The organism is Vagococcus allomyrinae (assembly GCF_017829975.1).
Classification (GTDB): domain Bacteria; phylum Bacillota; class Bacilli; order Lactobacillales; family Vagococcaceae; genus Vagococcus_D; species Vagococcus_D allomyrinae.
The window spans coordinates 40,120-63,528 of record NZ_JAEEGA010000001.1; the positions used below are offsets into that span (position 1 = coordinate 40,120).

At 38.8% G+C, this 23,409-nt stretch carries 19 protein-coding genes and 1 other annotated feature; of the genes, 15 read left to right on the forward strand and 4 right to left on the reverse strand.

Going from position 1 to position 23,409, the window contains the following annotated elements:
- Positions 1-1,242 precede the first annotated feature (1,242 nt).
- Positions 1,243-2,550 carry a PTS cellobiose transporter subunit IIC gene (gene celB, locus I6N95_RS00170; RefSeq protein WP_209524315.1) on the forward strand — a complete coding sequence of 436 codons (1,308 nt, stop codon included), beginning with the start codon at positions 1,243-1,245 and terminating at the stop codon, positions 2,548-2,550.
- A gap of 74 nt (positions 2,551-2,624) precedes the next feature.
- Here the strand turns inward: celB and I6N95_RS00175 are convergent, their stop codons facing one another.
- Entirely contained in the window at positions 2,625-3,371 is a 747-nt protein-coding gene (locus I6N95_RS00175; RefSeq protein ID WP_209524316.1) for a MurR/RpiR family transcriptional regulator, read from the reverse strand.
- Positions 3,372-3,575: 204 nt separating this feature from the next.
- On the opposite strand from I6N95_RS00175, the gene I6N95_RS00180 reads away from it, so the two are divergent.
- Together I6N95_RS00180 and I6N95_RS00185 are read left to right on the forward strand one after the other, a co-directional pair.
- A complete protein-coding gene (locus tag I6N95_RS00180) occupies positions 3,576-4,949 on the forward strand; it encodes a PTS sugar transporter subunit IIC (protein WP_209524317.1) in 1,374 nt (457 codons plus the stop codon).
- A 109-nt stretch (positions 4,950-5,058) separates the two neighbouring features.
- Positions 5,059-5,301 (forward strand) — a binding site (T-box leader).
- Between the two features lie 117 nt (positions 5,302-5,418).
- On the forward strand, positions 5,419-6,447 hold the full coding sequence (locus I6N95_RS00185; RefSeq protein WP_209524318.1) for a 3-deoxy-7-phosphoheptulonate synthase: 1,029 nt from the start codon (positions 5,419-5,421) through the stop codon (positions 6,445-6,447).
- Between the two features lie 84 nt (positions 6,448-6,531).
- Here I6N95_RS00185 and I6N95_RS00190 read toward each other — a convergent pair whose 3' ends face one another.
- The 3 genes from I6N95_RS00190 to I6N95_RS00200 form a co-directional block, all read right to left on the reverse strand.
- Positions 6,532-7,974, reverse strand: coding sequence for an AcpB/EbpR/MafR family transcriptional regulator (locus I6N95_RS00190; RefSeq protein ID WP_209524319.1), 1,443 nt, complete (start codon positions 7,972-7,974; stop codon positions 6,532-6,534).
- Positions 7,975-8,441: 467 nt separating this feature from the next.
- Complete coding sequence (locus I6N95_RS00195) at positions 8,442-9,971, reverse strand: helix-turn-helix domain-containing protein (protein WP_209524320.1); 1,530 nt, start codon at positions 9,969-9,971, stop codon at positions 8,442-8,444.
- A gap of 524 nt (positions 9,972-10,495) precedes the next feature.
- A complete protein-coding gene (locus I6N95_RS00200) occupies positions 10,496-12,025 on the reverse strand; it encodes a helix-turn-helix domain-containing protein (protein WP_209524321.1) in 1,530 nt (509 codons plus the stop codon).
- Between the two features lie 308 nt (positions 12,026-12,333).
- Between I6N95_RS00200 and I6N95_RS00205 the strand changes: the two genes are divergently transcribed.
- From I6N95_RS00205 to I6N95_RS00260, 12 genes are all read left to right on the forward strand, one after another.
- On the forward strand, positions 12,334-12,921 hold the full coding sequence (locus I6N95_RS00205; RefSeq protein WP_209524322.1) for a recombinase family protein: 588 nt from the start codon (positions 12,334-12,336) through the stop codon (positions 12,919-12,921).
- Between the two features lie 139 nt (positions 12,922-13,060).
- Entirely contained in the window at positions 13,061-13,375 is a 315-nt protein-coding gene (locus tag I6N95_RS00210; protein ID WP_209524323.1) for an LPXTG cell wall anchor domain-containing protein, read from the forward strand.
- Positions 13,372-14,064, forward strand: a complete 693-nt coding sequence (locus I6N95_RS00215) for a WxL domain-containing protein (RefSeq protein ID WP_209524324.1) — start codon at positions 13,372-13,374, stop codon at positions 14,062-14,064. The genes I6N95_RS00210 and I6N95_RS00215 overlap by 4 nt, the downstream gene beginning before the upstream one ends.
- 21 nt (positions 14,065-14,085) lie before the next feature.
- Positions 14,086-14,862 (forward strand): WxL domain-containing protein, encoded by a 777-nt coding sequence (locus tag I6N95_RS00220; protein WP_209524325.1) that lies wholly within the window; start codon positions 14,086-14,088, stop codon positions 14,860-14,862.
- A gap of 46 nt (positions 14,863-14,908) precedes the next feature.
- Complete coding sequence (locus I6N95_RS00225; RefSeq protein WP_209524326.1) at positions 14,909-15,706, forward strand: WxL domain-containing protein; 798 nt, start codon at positions 14,909-14,911, stop codon at positions 15,704-15,706.
- A gap of 19 nt (positions 15,707-15,725) precedes the next feature.
- Positions 15,726-16,532 carry a WxL domain-containing protein gene (locus I6N95_RS00230; protein ID WP_209524327.1) on the forward strand — a complete coding sequence of 269 codons (807 nt, stop codon included), beginning with the start codon at positions 15,726-15,728 and terminating at the stop codon, positions 16,530-16,532.
- A 56-nt stretch (positions 16,533-16,588) separates the two neighbouring features.
- Entirely contained in the window at positions 16,589-17,392 is an 804-nt protein-coding gene (locus I6N95_RS00235; RefSeq protein ID WP_209524328.1) for a WxL domain-containing protein, read from the forward strand.
- Between the two features lie 25 nt (positions 17,393-17,417).
- Positions 17,418-18,209, forward strand: coding sequence for a WxL domain-containing protein (locus I6N95_RS00240; protein WP_209524329.1), 792 nt, complete (start codon positions 17,418-17,420; stop codon positions 18,207-18,209).
- Positions 18,210-18,412: 203 nt separating this feature from the next.
- Positions 18,413-19,510 carry a WxLIP family cell surface protein gene (locus I6N95_RS00245; protein ID WP_209524330.1) on the forward strand — a complete coding sequence of 366 codons (1,098 nt, stop codon included), beginning with the start codon at positions 18,413-18,415 and terminating at the stop codon, positions 19,508-19,510.
- Positions 19,511-19,599: 89 nt separating this feature from the next.
- Complete coding sequence (locus I6N95_RS27610) at positions 19,600-22,269, forward strand: MucBP domain-containing protein (RefSeq protein WP_209524331.1); 2,670 nt, start codon at positions 19,600-19,602, stop codon at positions 22,267-22,269.
- Between the two features lie 142 nt (positions 22,270-22,411).
- Positions 22,412-22,861, forward strand: coding sequence for a DUF11 domain-containing protein (locus I6N95_RS00255; RefSeq protein ID WP_209524332.1), 450 nt, complete (start codon positions 22,412-22,414; stop codon positions 22,859-22,861).
- A 36-nt stretch (positions 22,862-22,897) separates the two neighbouring features.
- Positions 22,898-23,206, forward strand: coding sequence for a hypothetical protein (locus I6N95_RS00260; protein WP_209524333.1), 309 nt, complete (start codon positions 22,898-22,900; stop codon positions 23,204-23,206).
- Positions 23,207-23,409 lie beyond the last annotated feature (203 nt).

Genomic DNA, 23,409 nt, shown 5'->3' on the forward strand with positions numbered 1-23,409 from the left:
TGACGAGCAGAGAGTGGTGCTTTCAGCTTCTTTTTAGCTGGAAGTTTAACGATTGATTGCCATTATTTAATAGGAGCTATATATATGATAAATCGAGCAACGATTTGAAAAAGGTTAAACTCTCGAAAAGCGATATGACCTATCGTGTAGTTAAGGTAAAGGATGAACGGTTAATAGCCAAAGAAGTTACTAATCTTAAGGAGATTCAAGATTTAACCCAAAATATGTCAAAATCAAATCGGCATAAACTGCTGGTTTTGATAGAGTCGCCATGAGTTGTTTAAATAGAAGGCACCTTTGATGAATAGAGTCGCTTATATTTTCTTGTTATTTTATAAAAAAAGTGTTGACACCGCTTACCAATCCCTATACAATGGCGGTGAAGTCACAACGACGACAATTAACTAAATTTTATGGCACTCCGCTTTGTGATTGGTCGTCACGAAAACGGAGCCTCGATGAAACAGCCAGAACTGTCAAATCAAGTTGCCAATAGCTAGCAGTAAATCACTAGCTGTGTTTATTGTACCTAATTTAAGCGCTTTTTTCTAGAACTTTTTTGGATTTTTTAGAAGGGGCTAATGCTTATTTGCGTATCAGTAAAAGAAGTGATCCTGCTAGAGAGTGATAACTCTAACCGCTATTGTAAAACGGCATTGGACAGTGAGTCTGATGCCGTTTTTTGATTTGCCAATGGTTGGTTAGAGCGTCGTCGTTGGGCTTTCGGATAGGGGGAGTGGAAGGTAATGGCGGCATTAGTTACTTTTCGCGAGAGTAGGCAATGACCTTTCAACTCCTCGCTATCTGCTGGATCAGGCCTTTTCCTTGTTGATGATGTCGGTAAGCTCTTTGGCTTAAAGGATTAGCTTTAAATTCGTTGTTGCGTTGAGGCAGGCAGTGCATTTCCCAGCAAGTTGCCTGCCTTTTACTAGTCAGCTAAGCTTATCTTACGTCTATGTTGTTCTGGTCACTTTCGTCAGTTATCAAAGGAGAAGACAGATTTGTGACAAAGTATCAGCTATGCTGGAAGGTACTTGGCACAGATGTTACAAGCTTTGAACAAATACGATTATTCAAGCCTTACAACGCTTATTTATAGTCATGTCGCTAGTCATTTTAAGCGGGTCCTCTTCGCCTGTTATAGGCTTATTTTTGAGTGTCAGATTATATCTCGCCACTCTTAGAGGATGATGTTGAAGAAGTCATATGGTTGTTTCTGATTTTTTTGAAAGGAGATAAAAGATGAATAAACTGCTTGACGTATTACAAGAGAAAATGGTGCCAATTGCTTATAAACTTGACAGTAACCGCTATTTAACGGCGATAAAATCAGGTTTTTTTGGCGCTATGCCAATTTTGATTATCGGCTCAATTTTTTTATTACTTGCTAATTTACCGGTGCCGGGTTATGCCGAATTTATGATGTCACTGTTGGGTGAGTCATGGACGACCTATTTTATGGTGCCTTACGAAATGTCCATGAATATTATGACATTATTTGTTATCATAGGCATTGCCCGTCAATTGTCTAAGCACTATCAATTGGATGATCTATCTGGAACCATCATTGCTCTGGTTGGTTTTTTGATACTGACGCCAACTTTGGTTAATGAAGAAGGGGCAGCGGGGATTCCCATGGTTAATCTTAGTGCTAGTGGTCTTTTTATCGGGATGATTGCGGCGGTTTTGGGAGTTGAAATCTTCCGTTGGGTGACTGGTCGTGGCTGGGTGATTAAGATGCCTGAATCTGTACCAGCGAACGTTTCGATGTCTTTTAGTGCCTTGATACCAGCCTTTTTTGTTATTGTCATTTTTAATTTTATTCGCATTGGTTTTAGTTTTACCAGTTTTGAAACGGCGCATCAATTCATTTTTCAGATATTGCAAAAACCACTTTTATCTCTAGGTGGCAGTTTACCAGCCTTGTGGGTGGTGCTCCTGTTTGAAATGTTGTTGTGGAGTTTCGGGATCCACGGTTCCAATATTATGGGATCTGTGATGACGCCGATTTGGCTGTCATTGACAATGGAAAATGCCGAGGCGTTTGCTCAAGGTCAGGCGTTGCCAAACATCATCAACACTCAGTTTTATAGTAATTACATCAAACTAGGAGGAGCTGGTGCAACGATTGGCTTGGCGGTTCTCTGTGCTTTATTTGCTAAGTCGGCTCAGTTTAAAACCTTGGGTCGCTTATCTTTTGCGCCAGGGATTTTTAATATCAATGAGCCTTTAACATTTGGGATTCCCATGGTGCTTAATCCGTTGATGATGCCGGCCTTTATCTTGACGCCATTGGTAATGGCAACTATTTCTTATGTGGCTATGGCAACAGGTTTGGTTCCTTATCCCAATGGCACGAATATACCTTGGACAACGCCGCCAATCTTTTCTGGCTTGCTCTTGTCGGGATGGCGTGGCGCAGTGTTACAGCTCTTTAACATTGGTGTTAGTAGTTTGATTTATTTTCCGTTTTTCCGGATATTGGATAAACAAGCTTACGAACAGGAAACGACTACGTCTGGTGAGGGACAAGTAATAGAAGATAGCTAATAAGTAGAAGGTAGCTTTTTTCTTTTAATGAAGCAAAATAACCAGAGGAGGGAAACACCCTCTTCTGGTTATATTTATTTTAAATTCAACAATTTACGCATTTCTTTGCCTACCATTTCAATCGTATAGAGAGCGGGAAGTTGTGAGGTGATATTGGCATCTTGGTACTGCTCTTTATTGATATAGTAAGGAATATTTGCGTCAGATAGTTTGGCGATGGTTGACTTAGCACTGTTCGTAATGGAGACAATCTTGGCGTTATGCAGTTTTAGTTGGTGAATGTTTTTGATGATTTCTTTGTTTTCACCGTCGACAGACACGATAAACAAACAGAGTTTTTTAGAGACTTGGTCAGACATATAGTACAGGGGATGATTGGCTAAATCATCAATGTGAATCGACATTAAAAATAGGGAAGAAAAATATAGGGACCCATACTGTGCCATGATTTTTGAAGCACCAACGCCAATAAAGACGGTCAGCTCCGATTCTTCTAAAATATCACAGACCGCTTGAATCGCTGCCTGAAACTCTGGCTGAGCTGTGCGGGTTAGAAAATCGATGTAAGTTGTTTCATCTGTGCGGTCAATGTGAATTAACTGCTGATCTTTACGAAACAGGCGCAATTTAATCCGAAATTCAGAAAAGCCGTGACAATCAAATTTGCGACAAAAGCGTAAAATTGTTGTAGTGCTGTAATGAACTTCATCAGCTAAATCTCTAATGCGCATATAAATCACTTTGTCTATATTACTGGTAATATAGTTATAAATATCCATTTCGGTATCGTTTAATTCCACCATTTCATCTAAAAATAACATCTTTTTGCCTCCAATATTAGGGTGAGGAACACCCCTTGTATTCTAGTAAAGTTTAACATGTAACGAGTCGTTACGTAAAGGTAACAGCTACCTTTCAATAGGAATTAATTTCTTACGAGCTTGAACCACTATGTTATTTTAATGATAAACATTATAATGATTCAAGTGAAGCGCTTTACACTAAATGAATAACGGAGGATGATTATGCAAGGGTTAATGAATTGGTTGGAGCGACATATTATTCCAATCGCGTCAAAAATAGGAAATGAGAAACATTTAGTTGCTTTAAGAGATGGTTTTATTGGGACGATGCCAGCCACGATGGCAGGCTCGATTGCCGTGCTATTGAATGCGTTTTTACGGGATTTTCCTACGAACTGGGGATGGACAGGTTTTGTTGAAAACATGGCGCCAGTCATCAGTGTTAATGGGTATATTTGGGCGGGGAGTCTCGCGATTGTAGCAGTTATTTTCTCTATTAGCTTAGGCTATAACTTGGCAAAAGCTTACAACGTTGCCCCTCTTTCTGGAGCGGTTGTGTCGATTGCGGCCTTTATCATGGGCTTAACTCAAAGTGCCACCACTAATTTAACACTGTCAGAAAAATTACCAGCTAATGTCATTGGGTTAATTGAGGAAGCTGGTGGTAGCGTGACTGATGGGACCACGATTGTGGCCAAAGCCTGGGGATTCTTTAATTTCGATGCTCATATGGGTGGTTCAGGTCTGTTTACAGCGATTATTTTTGGCTTTGTTTCAGTGATTATTTTTTCTAAGTTAATGCAGGCTAATTTGATTATTAAAATGCCTGACTCAGTGCCACCGGCAGTTTCCAAGGCCTTTGCGGCGATTATTCCTGCCTGCGTGGCTTTGTATACTTGTGGCATTATCAACTTTGCTTTTTCAAAGGCGACTGGCTTGCCGATGATTGATTGGATTACTACCACCATACAACAGCCTTTATTACACCTTTCTCAAGGGTTTGGTTCTGTCCTATTAATCGTGTTTTTGATTCATTTATTGTGGTTCTTTGGCATTCATGGGGATAATGTCATGGCGCCAGTTTTATCAACCATTTGGGGAAATGCCATGAACCAAAATATGAACGCCTTTCAAAAAGGATTGGAAATTCCTTATAAATGGGTATCTGGCACCTTTCAAGCTTTTGTTTGGCCAGGAGGCTCTGGGGCGACCTTGATGTTAGTTTGTGCTATTTTAGCTTTTTCTAAGCGAGCGGATTCACTGACTGTTGCTAAACTGAGTTTGGCACCAGGGTTGTTTAACATTAATGAGCCTGTGATGTTTGGCATGCCAATTGTGTTAAACCCGCTCTATATGATTCCTGTGATACTGGTTCCTTGTGTGACAGCAGGTATTACTTATTTCGCGACAATGACTGATTTGGTGAGGCCTGTCGTGGTGAGCGTTATCTGGGTAATGCCACCGATTATCAATGGCTTTTTAGCGACAGGTGGCGATTGGCATTCAATTATCTTGTCGATTGTTAATTTGTTAGTAGGCTTTCTAATTTGGACTCCCTTTGTTTTTGCTGCTAATAAGGTTGAATTAGAGGGATAGTGAGTCATTATTTCTAATTAAATCAAAAAAAACACTAATAATCATCCTTTTATTGATTTTTGTCATTGACAAGTGGGGAAATATTGCATACAATTACATCTAATAAACAATAAAAGTCTTGATAAGAACTAGTAAGATAATTCTGTTAAACAGAAAGTAGCCGGTAGCTGAGAGGCGCATCAACAGACCTATCTGAATTCCTCTTTGAACTTCGCACCGAATTAAGTAGGCTGCGACGGGTACAGTGCTGCCGTTATCATGCCAAGGTATCAACAGGTACCTATTAAGGTAGTTAATGGAAGTTAACTATAAACTAAGGTGGTAACACGGATCATACGGTCTCGTCCTTTTCAGCAATGAAAAGAGCGAGGCTTTTTTAGTTGTTTTAGAGATAGAATAGCTGATGATATGAGGTTCAAGAAAATCAAGCGATTGTTTACAGATGAAAAAATGAAGGGAAGTTAGGCAGATGAGTTTTAAACAATTAAGCAAGCCAATCGATTATGAAGGAATCAATTCGCTTTCAAAATTAACCCCAGAGCAAGTTGCTAAAAAAGCGGCTCGTGACGAAGAATTAAAAGGAATTATCGAAGGGAAGGATCAACGGATTTTATTAGTGATCGGTCCGTGTTCTGCCCATGAAGAGGAAGCCGTGATGGAGTATGTGCATCGGTTAGCCAAGCTTCAGGAAAAAGTGGCGGATAAAGTATTTATGGTTCCGCGGGTGTATACGAATAAACCGAGAACCAATGGTGATGGCTACAAAGGCTTATTGCATCAACAACATCCAGAAGGCGAAAGCAATTTAATTAAAGGGATTACCGCTGTTCGCAGCCTTCATAATCGAGTGATCAGTGAGACCGGTCTGACAACGGCCGACGAAATGCTATACCCGGAAAATTTGGAGTTTGTTAATGACCTAGTCAGTTATATCGCAGTGGGAGCGCGCTCTGTTGAAGACCAACAACACCGGTTTGTCGCCAGTGGCATCGATCAACCTACAGGAATGAAAAACCCGACGAGCGGTAATTTGAAAGTATTGTTTAACTCTTTGTATGCGGCCCAACAAAAACAGGAATTTATTTTTAATGGAACAGAAGTCGAATCAAGTTCAAATCCTTTAGCACATGTGGTTCTCCGTGGTGGCTTAAATGAGTGCGGTGAGATCATCCCGAATTATCATTATGAAGATTTGTTAAAAGTTGTCAATTTTTACAAAGAGGGTAACTTTAACAACCCATTTATTATGGTGGATACCAATCATGATAACTCAGGTAAGCAGCATCAGGAACAAGTCCGTATTGTCAAAGAAACGTTGGAAAATCGTCGTTGGAACGCAGATATGAAGAACTGGGTCCGCGGTTTCATGATTGAAAGTTTTCTTGAAGGTGGTCGTCAGGAAGCCGATGGTCAAGTGTTTGGCCAATCGATTACGGACCCTTGTTTAAGCTGGGAAGATACTGAAGCTTTAGTGATGTATATTGCAGAAAACGCCTAGTGCGTGCTTTGATTTATGCTACATCCGTAATAGTAAAAAGTTAGCAATAAGCCCTGAAAGGTTTTTACTTTCAGGGCTTGTTGCTTATTTTATTGAAGCAATTTTACTCATGGCGTTAAAATAGTACTGTTGGAGTGAAGCGATCTCTGTGGAAGAGATGTCAAAGGGCATACAGAAATTGTCAATTTCAATGTCGATGTTGTTAATTTCGGTAATAAGTAAGTCATAGTCTCGGTTGATCTCTTCACGAAGATCTTCAAAGGTGCTTTCAAGAAAAGTGATATCAAATTGATGTTCAAAAGTTGCGGTCAGAATGTTCAAGTTATTGATGGTGGTCAAATTATGATATTGACCGTATAAAGCTACTTTTAGTTTAGGTTGTTTGGTTCGAGCGATGGTAAAAAAGTCAGGGCTTGAACTAAAAACATAATAAAGGAGAGCGGTGGTATCAATTTGCAGTTCTTCTGAAAAAGATTCGACAATATTAGAGACAACCAGATAGACGTACGGAATAATAAGTTTGACATGGTTAAGTAAGAGATCCGTTTTATTGCCAATAATTGGGATGTGATAGGCCTCTTGTAAAGAGATATAATGTAGTCGGAAGAGTGCCGCATCCTTTGAATTAAATGAAAAGTTTAATTCTTTTTCGATGGAAGTCAGTAGGTTGGTGTAGCTACTAATTTTTTGGTTAAGTGCTGGTGATTGGGCAGCCTTCTCATAAAGTTCGTCAATAGAAAAACAAATATACTGGTCATCGCCTGGGTGAAAGATATCAGAATAGAAATCATAAACATCGTTTATTTCCGCGAGTGTTGAAAGCTCTTGGTTAAACTCACTAATAGCAGGCGGTTGCGGGGCGTCAATCTGACGTAAATACCTGTTTGTCTGGTCTAGTTTAAGGCGCCGAATCCTAATAGCCATGTATAGAATGAGTAAATTTCGATTAATCGGCGTAATTGTAGCACCTCGTTTATGAAAAAGTCGTGTGATAGCGTGGTGAATAGACTCAATCAGGTCTTTGTCAAGTGGCATATTCTTGTCGTATTTTTTTAAGAGATAGCTCTTAATAAAAACAGTGATCGCCTGTTCGTCTCCGACTAACTTTATGGAATTAGGGCTGATCTGAAAATGGTAGTGGTCGACGGCTTTATTGATTTTTTTTATGGCTTTGGTGACAATGCTTGTATCAGAATGTAAGGCAACGGCCAAATCATCAATTGTCTTATATGATTGAAAAAATGTAGCTTCCAGAACAGTGAATTCGATGCTATTTGAAAGTAATGTCGTATAGATAAAATTTAACGAATAATTGGTTGGAACAGTTAAACGGATGCCTGATTTTTTTGATGACTCAATGGTAATCGGCGTTAGAATCGTGTTTAGATATTTTATGTCTTCTCTCAGTGTTCGCTCGGTAAATTTTGTGACAGCGCTCAGTTGTTCCAAGGTTACCCATTCTCGATGGTAAAGATAGGTTATCATATCTAGCATTCTTAAACCTTGTTTGCCTAGTAGTTGTTTCATGAGAAATGCCTCCATTATTTTCGTTTTTTAGTAGTTGAATCGTTGTTAATGAACAGGTTAGTAACATTGCTGGGATAAAAGCTAAACCTGATTCAGATAAAGCGAGCAACTCTCATTTCTGATTATTTGATAAATGAAAGTCGCTTAGGAGTGTACTGATATGCTTTATTATACAGGAAATCCCATTATTAGGTTTCAAAAAAGAATGACATTTCCTCTGATTTTTAGTAGGTAGGCGTTAATGAACGAAGGATTTGTTCAGAAAGTTGATGATAATGCATAAAAAGTTGACTTACAGTTTATCTCTATTATTTGATTTATATTTCTGACTAAACCGAAACGAATTTTCGAAAAAAAGTCAGATATGGTAAAGGACTATAGTAAAATTCAAAGCTGAATTTTGCTATAGTCCTTTAGATGTGGAAGAAAGAAGGCGTGTTGATAATGATGCTTGTTTTATGTTCAAATCATGCCAACTTAAATTGTTTCCCATCCAAGTTCACTTGACGGACGAGTTTTCTGTGCGTCTGCTGAACGATCATCGTCAGTAATTTTTCCCAAGAAGCGATGGAATGAATGTCTGAGAAAAAGAAAACTGGCGTTTTATTACCATAGGAGATAAAACGATCGGTAATCAATAAATCTACTTTGCTGTAGTCATCAACAAAATTAATATGGCTAGTGGAGAAATAATTGAGAATTTGTTTTTGAATCGAATATTCACCAATTAAGTAGCTAAAGGTATCAATCATAATGTTGTAAGTAGGTTGTTGATAAGAATAAACCAAACTGTATAAGACTTTTGTCACCAGTTGGACATAATCTTCTTTCGTTTCTTCTTTCCAACTAGGGTACACTTGGCTAGATGCAGTCACAAGGGCTCTAATTCTTGTTTCTAAAGGAGCTGGCACATGAGGACCAAATCCGATGAGTTCTAAGTGAATCGATTGCTTAACTCGAGATTTAAAATCAATTCCGAAAATATCCATATAAGCACCGTACAAGCTGATCAAGTAAATCAACTCAAAGTATTGTTCGTCGTAGCGAGCTAAAACATCGGAAAAAATCTGATTGATAATCTCATTGGTTAACTGAACCGCGTGGTCAACGATGATATTTCCTTTTAAACGGTAGAGAGCTTCTCCAATTCGCACTCGTTGATCATAAGTATCGATGTTTGGAATTAAGGATCGGATAAAGAGGTTGTAAAACTGAACTGCATCATCTTTGGTGGTTTCGAGCGAACCTGTTTGGTCGAAAACATTATTTTCAACAATGATCAGATTGTAAATATCTTTGATATCCTTCCGCTTCACAATGATTGCATCAAGGTAGTTTTTTCGTTGTTCATAGGTCTCAATAAATGAATGAAAGACATCTAAATGAACTGAAGGAATTTTGTCAATATGGTCAAAATGAAAACGGTCATTGAGAGCAGCCGATTGTTTCTGAGGATTGTTCCGAGGATGCTGCTCTAAATTGCGAATTAAATCGCGAATTTGGCAAGTAAAAAAGATTCGATGGGTCTCTGGTCCAGTAATGGAAATAATAAAGTTTTCACTGACAATTTTCAGTTTAAACGGAGCTAAGTAGTCGTTAATTTTTTTGATTCTTGAATAACAATAGCTTTGAGAAATATTGATTTGTGCGCAAAGACTTAGCATATTGACATGGTTTTCGAAAATAATGGCTCTAAAAATTTGATATTCAATCGACTTTACCAAATAGCTATAGTAAAGTTTATTAGTGGTTATCGCTTGCGAGATATCATCTTCTTTTTCTAAAAAGAAAAACTGATTTTTTTCTTTAATAAGAATTTGCCCATCAAATAATTGTTGCAAGTCATCTTTCAAGGTGACGAGCATTCGACTCGTAGTTGTGGGAGGTGTTTGCAACAACGCTTCTAGTTCTTTTGCGATCACTTTGTCGTTAGCAAAAAAGATAGAGAGCAGTTTCAATTTAGTGATTTCATTTTTCTTTAAAAAACTTAGCAACATAGCTAATTCCTTCTTTCTCAACAAAAGTGTTATTTAACTATTACCACCATTGTGAATAAACAAGTAATTGTTTTGACTTTGGTGAGTCAGTAAGAGTTGACTTTGGAGTTATTGTATCAGGTAATTATCTCATCCGTTATTCCTTTTTGGTTAAATAACCCCAAAAGTGAGGCTGTTCATTCGAGGAGGTATTTTCGAAATTAAGGAAGTTGAGATGTTCAATTACCTAAAAAAGTATGGTGATTAATAGTTGTATGTTGGCGGTTTAATCTATGTGAAATAAGAGCTGTAATTTCTTTTTATTTATTGTTTTAGTAAATTTATGGGGAGGAATTATTGAACGATCTTAGGCTTGTTTATTCATTAAGAAATAGAACTTTTGAAGGAAGAATGAAAATACATGAAGTTTTTCTTTTTTGATGGAAGAGTCCCAAGATAGGAGAGGCATCACTAAAGATACTTGTTTCTATTTGAACAAAACGGAAAAACCAACAGAAATCCATTCACGGATTTCTGTTGGTTTTTTACGTTAAATTAAAAAGTTTGGCACTGTCACTTAATTCGTTAAGATTTTTCCGGTGAGTTTGGCGCACGATAGTTGTCAGTAAGTTTTCCCAAGAGGTTGTACAGTGGATATCGTAAAGGAAAAAGACAGGCGTCTGATTGCCGTATGAAACAGACCGATCAGTAATCAACAAATCAACCTGACTGTAATCTTCGACAAAGTTAATATGGTTAGTTGAAAAGTAAGACATAATTTGTTTTTGAATGGAGTATTCTCCTAATAAAAAGCAAAAAGTATCAATCATGATATTGTAGGTTGGTTGTTGGTAAGAATAAACCATGCTGTAAAGGACTTTAGAAATAATTTTGATGTAGTCTTGTTGAGTTTTCCTCTTCCAGTTTGGATAGACTTGGCTAGACTGAGTGACTAATTTGGTAATCTCAATTTCCAGTGGAGCTGGTTGATGTTGAACAAAATCGAGAATATGCTCTTTAATGGGTTGCTTTACTCGTGATTTAAAATCAATTCCAAGAATATCAATATAAGAGGTATAAAGAGAAACTAAATAGATCATTTCATAGTAATGTTCATCTTCATGGGAAATCACTTCTGAAAAAATCGTGTCGACTATTTTATTAACAGTTGCCACTGCATTATCAACAATCACATTATTTGTAAGCCCAACAAAGTTTTTACCAATGGCTACTCGTTGTTCGTAAGAATCGATGTTAGGAATAATAGAACGCATAAACAAGTTATAATACAAAACGGCATCGTCGTTAGTAGTTGCCGAATCATAATTGTTGGCAAAAAAATCATTTTCAGCAATGACTAGCTGATAGATTGCTTGAATGTCATCGCGGTTGATTTGAATAGTATCCAGATATGTTTTTCGTTGCTCATAGGTTTCCATAAAAGAACTAAAGGTGTCCAAATGGGTAACAGGGATTCTGTTGACTTGTTCATAGGTCACATTGTCTTTAGTTAAAGCAATTTTCTTTTCGTGATTATCCCAAGGTTGATTCTCCATATTGTGAATCATGTCATGAATTAGAAAAATGAAAAAGATAATATGTGTCTCAGGGCCTTGGATTGAAATGTTAAAGGCCTCGCTTACGATTTTTAGTTGAAATGTTTTCAAATAAGAATTAATTTTTTTGATTTTTGAATAACAATAACTTTGAGAAATATTGATATCTGAACAAAGTGTTAAGATGTGAATATTATTTGTAAAGATGACATGTTTGAAGATCTGATAGTCAAGGGATTCAACTAAATAGTGGTAGTAAAGCTTGTTGGCCGCTTCAGTTCGAGAAATATCAGAAATTTTAGCTAAGTAAAAATACTGATTTTTTTCATTAATTTCTATGTGATTATCAAAAACAGTCAGTAGATCTTCTTTTAGAGTTGTGATCATTCGGCTGGTGGTTGTGGGAGGAGTCTGTAATAATTCCTCTAACTCTCTTCCGCTAATCTTTTCATTAACGAACAGGATTGAAAGTAGTTTTAGTTTAGTAATTTCATTTTTTTTCAAAAAGCTTAATAGCATGGGATATTCCCCTTTCTACTTATATAATGGCTGTTAAATTAACTAAAAATGAGTGTTGAGGCAAGCTTATATTTTTTTATTTATTTTGGCAAGAAAAATGAATTGGCGAAGTTAAGTATCTTAACTGGCAGTTGCTCATTATTCAAATTTGGGTGAAATCCCCCATTTTAAATGTTGTTCATTTGGGAGAGACATTCCGAAAGAAAGTAAGCGGAGGTGTTCAGATAACCTATACTTGTTTATGGAGAGAGGCGCTAACAACATGGTACTCTGCTCTTTACAATAAGTTAAATAGAGGATGTGAGAGGATGGCAAGTTACGGTTACATTAAAAAAACGAGCGAGATGACGAAAATAATTGAACAAGTTAACACCATTTCTCAATATGAAGTAGCGAATATCTTCATTGATGACGATAATACTTCAGTTGAGTTTCAAGTTCTGTATGAAAGTTTAGAAAAAGGTGATTCACTTGTCATTACGAGTCTGTCAGTATTTGAACAGACCTTGCGACAACTTGAAGAACTGTTTCTTAAATTACATGAGTTAAACATTCGTTTGATCATTGTGAATGAAGGTATTGATACAAGTGAATCGAGCAGCTCGAATTATTTTCGAATCATGTTAGATCTTGTTCAGATGGAGAAGGTGGTTGCCAAACAATTAACATTGAAGCGTATGGCCAAAGCTAGGGAAAATGGGATTGTTGGTGGGCGACCGAGTTTGGCTCAAAAAGTGATTGATGAAATTATTTATTTGCGGAAGCAACATAAAAAGTCGATCCGCCAAATTGCCAGTGAGTGTGATGTGTCAGTCGGCTCTGTCTATAAGTATGTGACTCAAAACGAAGAATTAAACACGATTGTGTCAGAAAAAGAAGAGTTTGGTGTTCGGTAAGTAGTGGCTTATTTCAGAAGCCTCAGATTGTTAGATTGCGATGGCAAACTGTCATCGATTCTATAATGCAAGAAAATGGAAAGAATGGAGCGTGTATAACTACCAAAGGATATTGAGCCTTTAATAAAGGAGGAAAAGAATGAATTTAAAAAAGAAGTTCACTATTGTTCAGCTGTTTTTATGCTGTTGGCTTCTTTTGGCTCCTGCATCTACGAGCATGGCAAGTGAAATGACCGTTGATGTGGGAATTGAATTTGAAGATGTACCAGTTCAGAAAGTCGAAGATCCACCTACCAAAGAACCAACAAAAAAAGTAGTGGGGCCCTCTAAAAAAGTGGTGACTTTGCCACAAACGGGAGAAGTAGCAAATCGCAGCATACTCAGTATTGGTGGCTTGCTGCTGATTAGCGTTAGTTGCGTTGTTGGCACTCGGATGAAAGGGGAAAAAGAATGAAGCAAGCAACCATCATCAGATGTGTGATGACCACCGCGGTCGCCATTTCACCTGTAACAGCCTTGGGTCAAGATGTTGGCGGCAACGCAGATACTACGTTTAAAGCTAATTCTAATGTCATTCAACCTGTTGACCCGGGGGACGATAAAGAAATTATCCCTGTTTATCCACCAACTGCCGGTCCACTGAGCATTAATTATGCCTCAAGTATTAGTTTTGGGAAACAAACCATTACGAATAATGACCGGATATTTCATGCCGATATGGATCTGTTTACCCAAAAGGAGACAGGCGAGACTCGTCAGAGTCCAAATTTTGTTCAGGTCACTGATTTAAGAGGGACTGGTACTGGTTGGGTCCTGAGTGTTCGCCAAAATGGACCATTGCTGAATGAAAAAGGAACAAGCTTAGCAGGCGCTACTTTATCCGTTTCAGCAGTTTCTGTTAAAGCTCAACATGGTCAAGAGGAACTGGTCATGGAATCAGTGGTTAAGGATTTAGCAGAAGATGGCAGTAAACAAACGATTTTAACTACAACAGCAGGAAAAGGGATGGGGACTTGGAATGTTTATCTTGGATCTGAAAGTGATGTAACACAAGGAGTTAAATTGGTTGTTCCAAAAAACCAACCAAAAGAGGGCGGAAAATACTTTACTACCCTAACGTGGTTATTAGAAGATGTTCTTTAAAAGAAAAGGGAGTTGAAATACTTGAAAAAGATCAATACAACAACAGTACTTTGCGCATTAGCTTTATCCGCAGTTGTCGCGCCGAGCGTTAGCTCAGCAGCTAATCAAAGTGTTAATGGTGATGCGAAAGTTGAATTTAAAGCAGGCGTTAATACACCTGTCAACCCAGTGGACCCAGAAGATAAAGAGCCAAAACCAGTTGATCCAACTGAACCAGATACAGAAAAACCAGTTGTCTATCCTGGCGGGGCTTTACGAATTAATCACATTCCAACCATCTCTTTTGGCGTCAATGAAATCTCAGCAAAGCAGGCAGATTATTTTGCTCAGTTCGAGAAAGTGAAAGACCTTGAAAGTGGGACAGTCAAAGAAAAGGCTAGCTATGTTGAAGTCGCAGACGAAAGTGGCGAATTCAAAGGATGGGCTGTCAAGGTGTCCAGCGATGGTGTCTTTAGATCAGCGAAAGGCAATATTGACGGAACAATTACGTTAAGCAGTGCTGCCTTACGTGGGTTGAATGGTATGGACGGACAAGTTGATAAAGCACCAGTAGCCAACGGCACAGTGATTGTTGGCAAAGATGCGCCAACAGCAGAAGTTCTTAAAGCAGAGGCCGGCAAAGGGTATAACACCTGGCAAGTTGTTTATGGGAATTCGGTAACAGGTAATACCGTTAAAGGCAGTGACGATACAATTAGAAACGCTGCTGTTAAGTTAACGGTTCCTGAAGGTCAAGCCGTATATGCAGGAGAAGAGTACACAGCTAGCCTTGTTTGGACGTTGGAGCAAGGATTATAAGCGTTTTGCTAGCTAACCAATGAGTTGCATTATAGGAGGAAATAGGATGAAAAAAACAGTAAGTGGGATGATGTTTTGTGGTGCTCTACTAATGGTTGGGACGACTGCTTTGGCAGATGACGCCACAACAACAGGTACAGTTAAGTTTACCACAAGCACGGATAAGGATGGTCAAATTGCCAAGCCAGAAGTACCAGGCGAAATTATTGAGCCTGAAGGTGGCAAACAAACATCAGGTGATTTACGGATCCAATTTGTGCCAGATTTTAATTTTGGCACAAATGAAATTGAAGTAGGACAACAAGTCTTCAATCCGATCTTGCAGAAATATACCTTTGAAGATGCGGCTAAACCTGGCGATCACTACATGCCTCAATTTATCCAAGTGACGGATGTCCGTGGGAAAAAACAAGGCTGGAAATTAACAGTGTCAGCTTCCACCTTTAAAACGACTGAAGTAGCAGGGGCGTACGATGAGTTACCTTACGCCAAAATCTCGTTAAAACAAGCAAAATTATCAAATGATGTGTATGACACAACAGAAATCAGTAGTAAAGTTAGGACATTTGGCGATACTGGTGTGTTGGAAATCCCAACGGACGCTGGTCAATCTAAACTAGTGATGCAAACGAAAACGGACGATGCGGCCTCAACAACAGATGGGTCACGTACCTCAATCGTTTTAGATAATGGCTATGATAAAACACGGGATTACTTAGCGACAGATAAGAACCAACAAGTGACCTTAACTAAGACAAACAAAGATATTCCCGTAGTGGGAGACTCTGGTCAAGCGAAAGAGTATACCTCAATCATTACGTGGACATTAACAGATGGTATTTAATCAAGGAGGATGTAATAGGATGAAAAAAGTAACAGGATTAGTTAGTTTATGTGCCTTAGCGCTAGTCGTTGGCCCATCAGCTTTAGCCGCAAATGTTGGCTTGCCGTTGGATACGAAAGGGTCAATTACTTTTACAGATGGCGATCCCTCAGAAACAGGGAAGATTGTTAAACCGAATGAAAATGATTTAGATGGCTCAAAAGAAGAAGTCATTGATTTAGATGGTAAAGGAACAGCTGGGACAGGGCCATTGAGAATTCAATTTGTACCTAACTTTGAATTTGGAACGAAAGCGGGTTTTACATCAGATGCCCAAGTCCAAAATGTTCAAGTTATTGATTATAAACTAGCTGATGGCTCAGCTAGTGGCAAGAAAATTGCCCCGTTTGTTCAAGTGACAAACAACACTGGTAACACTGCTATTAGATGGACATTAAGCGCTAAAGCAACGACTTTCCAAGAATCAGATGCTTCAGGCAATCCTGTCTCAGGCGGTCACATCTTAACAGGGGCTCATATCTCATTAGATGGTAGCACGTTGACGACAACTAAAGGAACAACCGCAAATGCTGGTGCCTTGGCAGCAGGACAAGTCGCTGGAACAGCGATTCCAACAGACGGATCAACGGTTGTTGTCTTACGTTCAACAGGGGACACCAATGGTAAGCAAGTTTCCAACGTTTTCCATAATGGCTATTCAGAAGCTGGTACATATGCAACAGGTGATACAGCTGGCGTCAAATTTGTGAAGCCAGCCGGCGAATCAGCTCGTGCCAGTGTTAATTACAAATCAACAATTACATGGACACTAACAGATAGTTTATAAAAAAATAACAGCTTGTCTGTCTCGACAGACAAGCGCAATTAAAAGGGGAAAATACGATGAAAAAAATGACTGGATTATTTAGTTTATGTGCCGTGGCACTATTAGTTGCACCCACGGCTTTAGCAGCACCTGTTCTTAACAATGAAGATCTTGCTACAGAAGGTTCTGTTAAATTTATCAAAGATACAGATCAAAATAAAACTGGGACGATTAACCAACCAGATGAAACAGGTCAAATTCCAGGCGTAATCGAATTACCTGGTGAAGGGAACTCGGGGAAAGGCTTATTGCGCATTCAGTTTGTACCCAATTTCAAATTTGGGACAAAAGAAGGGATTAGTGCTGCTAGAACGGAAATGCCGGTTAAATTATTAGAATATAACAAAGAAGGCAGCGCAACAAAAGAAAACATTGCACCATTTGTTCAAGTAACAGATGAGCGTGGTTTAGATGGGGCAGCAGCGAAATGGGAGCTGACAGTAAAGGCCACGCCATTTACCGCAGATGTTGCTGGTGGGACAGATGTGTTAGCTAACTGTAAAATCATCTTAAAACAAAGCACATTGACAATGGATTATAAAACGTCAGCAGAAGCTGGCACTTTTGTCACAGGTCAAGCAGCTAATGCTGAAATCATTACAGATAATGCAACAAGCACAAAAGTGTTAGGAACGGCTTTAAACAAGAGCACAAATGGCTTCCAAGCTTCAAATGTTTTCTATGATGGTTACCAGAAAGATAAAACTTACACTGAGTCAACCACAAGTGGTGTGACATTTATCAAAGAAGCAGGCCAAGCGCCGATTGAAAATGCTGAATACAAATCAACACTAAAATGGACATTATCAGACGCATTATAATAAACAATGAACGGGGAAATCTAGGATGAAAACAACAAAATTAATGACAACATTAGCATTAGGTAGTATTTTGCTATCAGCAGGTGCTTTGAATGCAGCCGCAGCTGGTGGTTCAGCAGACACAAATGGATCGGTAAAATTTAAGACACAAGATACAGATAGTACCGGGGTTGTGACAAAACCTGACACTGAAGGCGAAATTATCGAAACAGAGACAGACAAGCAAACAACTGGTCCATTGCGTTTAACGCATATTCCAGATTTTGACTTCACGACGGTTGACATCAAGTCTGATACCTTTTTAGCGAATGCGTTATTAGAAAAATACAATTTACCAGGTAATGCTGACAAACAAGATATCTCACACTTTGTACAAGTGGAAGATGTTCGTGGAATTAAAGCAGGCTGGAAAGTCAGTGTTAAAGCCTCACAGTTCTTACCAAGTAATCCGGCTGACAATGTACCTTTAGCCAATACTCACATCGTGTTGCAAGAAGGCCAAGTCTTCAATACACGGATGGATGCAGCGACAGTGGCCACCACAGTTGGTGGCTTTACCAAAGGAACCGCCCTTAAAAATGATGGTAGTTCCATTACATTATTAGAAACATTGGCCAATAAAAATACGGACAGCTCAAAAACATCACTTGTCTTTAACGATGCCTATACAGGGACGGCGGCTTCTGCTGGAAGTGTTGAAAAAGATGGCAAAAAGTACAATCCAGGAGCGCAATTGAACGTGATTGGGACGGATGAAAAAGCAAAAGACGAAACATACACAGCAACATTAACATGGACGATCACAGAAGCACCGTAAAAATATGGTGTCTGAGTTAATTAGACTTAGCGCTAATTAACTCAGTACATGTGTGATCACAGCCGTAAGATTGTGGAAATAGATTGAAAGTAATAGGGTGACTTTTCCTTTTTCCAGAGGTTTACATGAGATATAAATGACTACTGGGCTGACTGTTTTGTTCAACTGTTTAGTTGGCATAAATTTATTAAGGACGTGGAAAAATGAACAACAAATTAATTAAACTCATTATGAGTATCATCTTATTTTTAAGTATCGGGTTAGGTGTGAGTGGGATAGCATTTGCTGATAGCACCCCTCTCTCGGTCAAAGCAATCTTACCGGAAAATCAATTTGACAAAAGTGTGTCTTACTATAATTTGATGATGAAAGCAGGCGCTACTCAAGAAATTGAGCTACAACTTTTCAATTCCTCTGAGGTGGAGACGGTGGCAGAAGTCACCTTAACGGCTGCTACGACCAATGATAATGGCTTGATCGATTATAACTTACCTGATAAGGACATCGATGCAAGTTTGTTGTACCCTTTTAACAAAATCGCATCAACACCAAAAGAAGTGACCATTCCCGCTAAAAGTGACGTGATTACCAAAATTAAAATCGAGATGCCAGTAGTTGAGTATGACGGCATGATTTTAGGCGGTATTAATGTTAAGTCTAAAAAACAAGAGTCGGAAGAGTCTGAAAAAAAGTCAGGTGGCATGAAGATTGAAAATGAAATGAGTTATGCCATTGGGGTTGTCTTACGGGAGAATGAAAATTCAGTGATGACGGACATGTTGCTAGATCGAGTATATGCTAGTGCTGTGATGGGAACCAATACGACCAAAGCAACTTTACAAAATCCAACATCAGCTGTTATGGAAGAGGTTGCGATTGAAGGGAAGGTTTACAAAAAGGGCAGTGATACAGTTCTCTTTGAAACAAAAAAGGAAGGGTATCGCATGGCGCCTAACTCCAGTTTTGATTTTGGAATTGGGTTGGGTAATAAACCTTATGTGACTGGTGACTATGTGATGAAGATCACCGCAACAAGTGACCCAAAAGATAGTAAAGACGGCGAAAAACAAACGTGGAATTTGGAAAAAGAATTTCATGTGTCAGCGGCAGAAGCGAAAGCATTAAATGATGCCTCAGCTGTCGAACTAGAAAAGGACTACTTGGGATACATCATCATTGGCGGCATATCGGCAGCTGTTTTAGTGGCAGGGATTATCACCGTGGTGATGGTGCGCAATAAGAAAAAACAAGAAGCTTTGAGAGTTGCCAAAAAACGCAAACGTAAATCAAGTAAGAGATAGACAGTCAGTTGAATGTGTAGCACCTCCACTGTCTGAATAAAAATATGACTCAGGCAGTGGTTATTGATTCCTGAGAAAGGAGCAAGCGTGTGAAGAAACATAGAAAGAGTCTTAGTATTGGCCTTGTTTTAGGAGTATTAACAATGCTAGTTGGAGGCTACGTGATAAATTTGAAACCAATGACATTATTAGTTGCTGAAGAGATAATTTCCTCAGCTGAAGAGGCTACGGTTGACTTAGAAGAAGCGGATGAAACTGAGGTGTCAGATTCTAAAGGTGTTAATGATGGTGCAAAAAACTTAAGTTCTCTTTTAGGTCCGCCAGCATTATTTGCTGCTACCTCAATGGCAGATCGTCATACTGAATTATTAGCTGATGGCTGGACTACCATGACCAGCAATACAGCTTTTGACGTTGAGATTCCAGGGGATTCAAAAGGAGGCTTATTGCGTTATTATTTTGGTCCGCCGAGCTTCAAGGGAATTGCATTGCCGACAACAACGGCCAATCAATTTTTACGAATCCCAAGTATCGATTATGTCTACCAGGCTACAAGGGCAAATGGTACTAAATTTGAAAAAACTATTAACCATCTTTACATAAAATCCTCTACGTTTCATACACAACAAGGATTGATTGTTGCTCAAGGGAATACCCGTAGTGTTGTTAAAGGGGATCCGCAAAAAGCAAAAGTCTATCGAAAAACAATTGAAGGTTTAACATCAGTAAAACTGGTTTATGAAGCGACGTATTTTTATACAGGTTATAATCCCAAGTTGCTGATAGAAACGACAATGACTCCTCAAAAAGTTGGGAAAATTCGAGTGGATCAAGATGTGACAAATCTGTCAGATACTGCTGAATCCAATTTTATGCTAGGTTATTCTGAAGATACTCAGCTTGCTGGAGAAGATAATGTGCCGATTTATTATGTAGGGAATAACCGCGGGTTTTATATCAATAACTTAGGTTATTCGGCTAACCCTATTAGTTCTCAGTTTATTGGTGATTTTTATCGCTTAACTTATTTAACATCAGATAGAGATCTTGGGATTGGGCGAGCACCACAAAACTGGTCAGCGAAAGAGTGGAATTTTTTTGACACCAGTAATTCGACACCAGCATCAGATTCTCAAAATGGCTCGCGATTTTTTAATGCAACTTATACAGGTTACACGTTGCCAACATCACTTGGCCAAGAGAATAATAATGGGGCAGCTGGATCGACAATTATTACAGGGATTGATTCAGGGGTTCACTTTAAAAATCAACCAATGACATTAAACCCTGGTCAGACAACGGGATTTGCTTGGACAATGGGGATTGATTCAGCGAGCACTGATCCGAGAGTCGTCCTTGATAAAGACCAAGATACGATGGAACCAGCGGACACAACGTATAACGTAACAGGGATTTGGCGAGATGATGAGGTGAAGAGTGGAACCCTTTATTATAAAATTAACGGGGGAACTGAGATGTCAGCTGGAACTCAAACCAGTCCTAGCGTTGGGGCAGAGCAGCCATTTTCTATTCCACTAATCAAGAGTCAATTAAAAGTGGGAGCTAACACAATTGCAGTTCGCTTTTACAATTCTGATCGCAAGACATCGCCAACGGTCACTTTAACTCTGAATATTAAAACAGCGGTTAATATTACCTATAAAGATGAGACCGGCGCAACTTTTACACCAGATGCAAGTAAAAATGCTCCGACGAGATTGACAGGAATTGTTGGTGAAGGCTTCGATATTCCGAAGACGGATTTATCACCGGATTACAGCTTCGTTTCTGCGGCTCCTAGTCTAACAGGGATGTATACAGCTGTGGATCAGAATGTTGTGTTGACTTATAAAGAAATTCCTAAGACCAGTAAAATCAATATTTCATATGTGGATGAAAATGACAATGTGTTGACAATGCCAGCTGGCACCAAAACAACGGACACACAAATTATTGGTTCAACACACACCTATGACGTGCCTAGCCTACTACCACTATATCAGATTACTTCGGTCACTGGTGGCACGTTAGCTGGCGCAAAAACAACTTATAACGTCACATATGGCGAAACTGACCAAAATATCGTAGTTAAGTATCAATCAATGCCACAAACAGTTACGATGACAGTTAAATATTTTATAGCGAATACAACGACGAGTGTTACTGATTTAGCGACAAAGACACCTGTTGCTCAAGAGACTAAAACCGTGACAATTGGCGAGCTTATTACTAGTCATTCTGATTCTTATAAGAAAACGTTTGATGGTTATGATTATGTCTCTGTTACTGGAAACACAGGTGATGTTCCAAATGCTAATTTTGAGGTTGTTTATTTTTACGAAGGTAAACTAAGTTTGGAAAATGTACCAAAAGAAGTCAGCTTTGGTCAAACTAATAAACTAATTTCGTTTGGGAAACAGACTCTTTATCCAAGTACACCAATTGAAGTTGGCATTTTGGATACCCGGGATAGTAGCTCACAGTCGTGGGAGTTAGAATTAAGTGTGACAAAACCAATGCAAACTGCGTCCAACCAATTGCTCAAAGGCGAGTTGAAGTTTAATCAAGGTGGAACAGACATGACTTTATCAACGATACGACAAGTCGTGAGAAAGCAAGGTACAAAGAGTTTGGGACGTGAAAACCTGACCTGGTCAGGTTCTAATGACAAGGGATTATATCTTGAACAACAACCTGGCAATTTAAAAGATGTACCTTATGAGGGGACATTATCATGGCAGTTGACGGATGGTTTATAATTTTAGTTAACTACTTGTTAGGAACGAAATAGGGATTGGAAGAAATATCTTAGAGATAAACAGTGGGCAATGGGGGATTGCTTACTGTTTATTTTTGTTTGTTAAAATTGAAAGTCAGTCTGAGTATTCATAGGTTAAGGCGATGCTCATTTTTGATGAGTTGTCAGAAAGTTTGGAGCTCATTACGAACAGTGTTCAACTGGATGGCAAAACAATTCTTAATGAAGTGGCAGATGGTAACGTCCAAGTGACAATCGCTAATATCAAAGGTGTTGGTGAGAAAAAAGTTAGCTTTAGAGCGAAAGTAACAAAAGAAACGAACGGTACGATCAAAAACATGGTAGTTGTAACCGATCCAGAAGAGCCAATAAATCCAGAAGAGCCAATAAATCCAGAGGAACCGGAAGTGCCGATTGATGTGATTGGTGTGCCTGGCGAATTGGAAGCAACCAAAGAAGTATCACAAGAACAAGTAAAACCAAGCGAAACAGTGACCTATACGATCACCGCGAAAAATATTAAAGAGAACGCCCTATTAGCTCAATTTAAAGTCCTTGATGAGATACCGGAAGGCTTAGAATTAGTGGCGTGAAGCGTTCGGCTTGATGGTAAACCTGTACTAAACGAAGTGGAAGACGGCAATGTCCAAGTGATGATCGCTAATATTAGAGGTATTGGCGAGATGAAAGTTAGCTTCAAAGCGAAGGTGACGAAAGAAACTAATGGCACGTTAAAAAATGTGGCGATTGTGTCTGATTCAGCACACCCAGAGGATCCGATAAAACCGCAAAATGAAATTAAAGTCATTCAAGATAAAGATAAGTTCCCTATTCCTAGCTTAGGGAGCGATCAAAATGAGTTAACGGTTGTCATCGGCGTGTTATTAACGGGTGTTGTTTATTTCTATCATAAACGTCGGCTAAAGAGGGGCAAGTAGTAGTAATGTCGTTGTGGAAAGATAGTTAATCGCGTCATCAGCGATTCAGTATATCAAAACTGAATCGCTTTTTTATTTGTTTATCATGATCAAACAGTTAAAAATACTATTACTAGCAAGCGAAAAATGCCAGATTAACCTATTAAGTTTGAGGTTCATCATCTAAAAATAAGCGTTAGTTCAAGTGATAGTATTGTTGAATA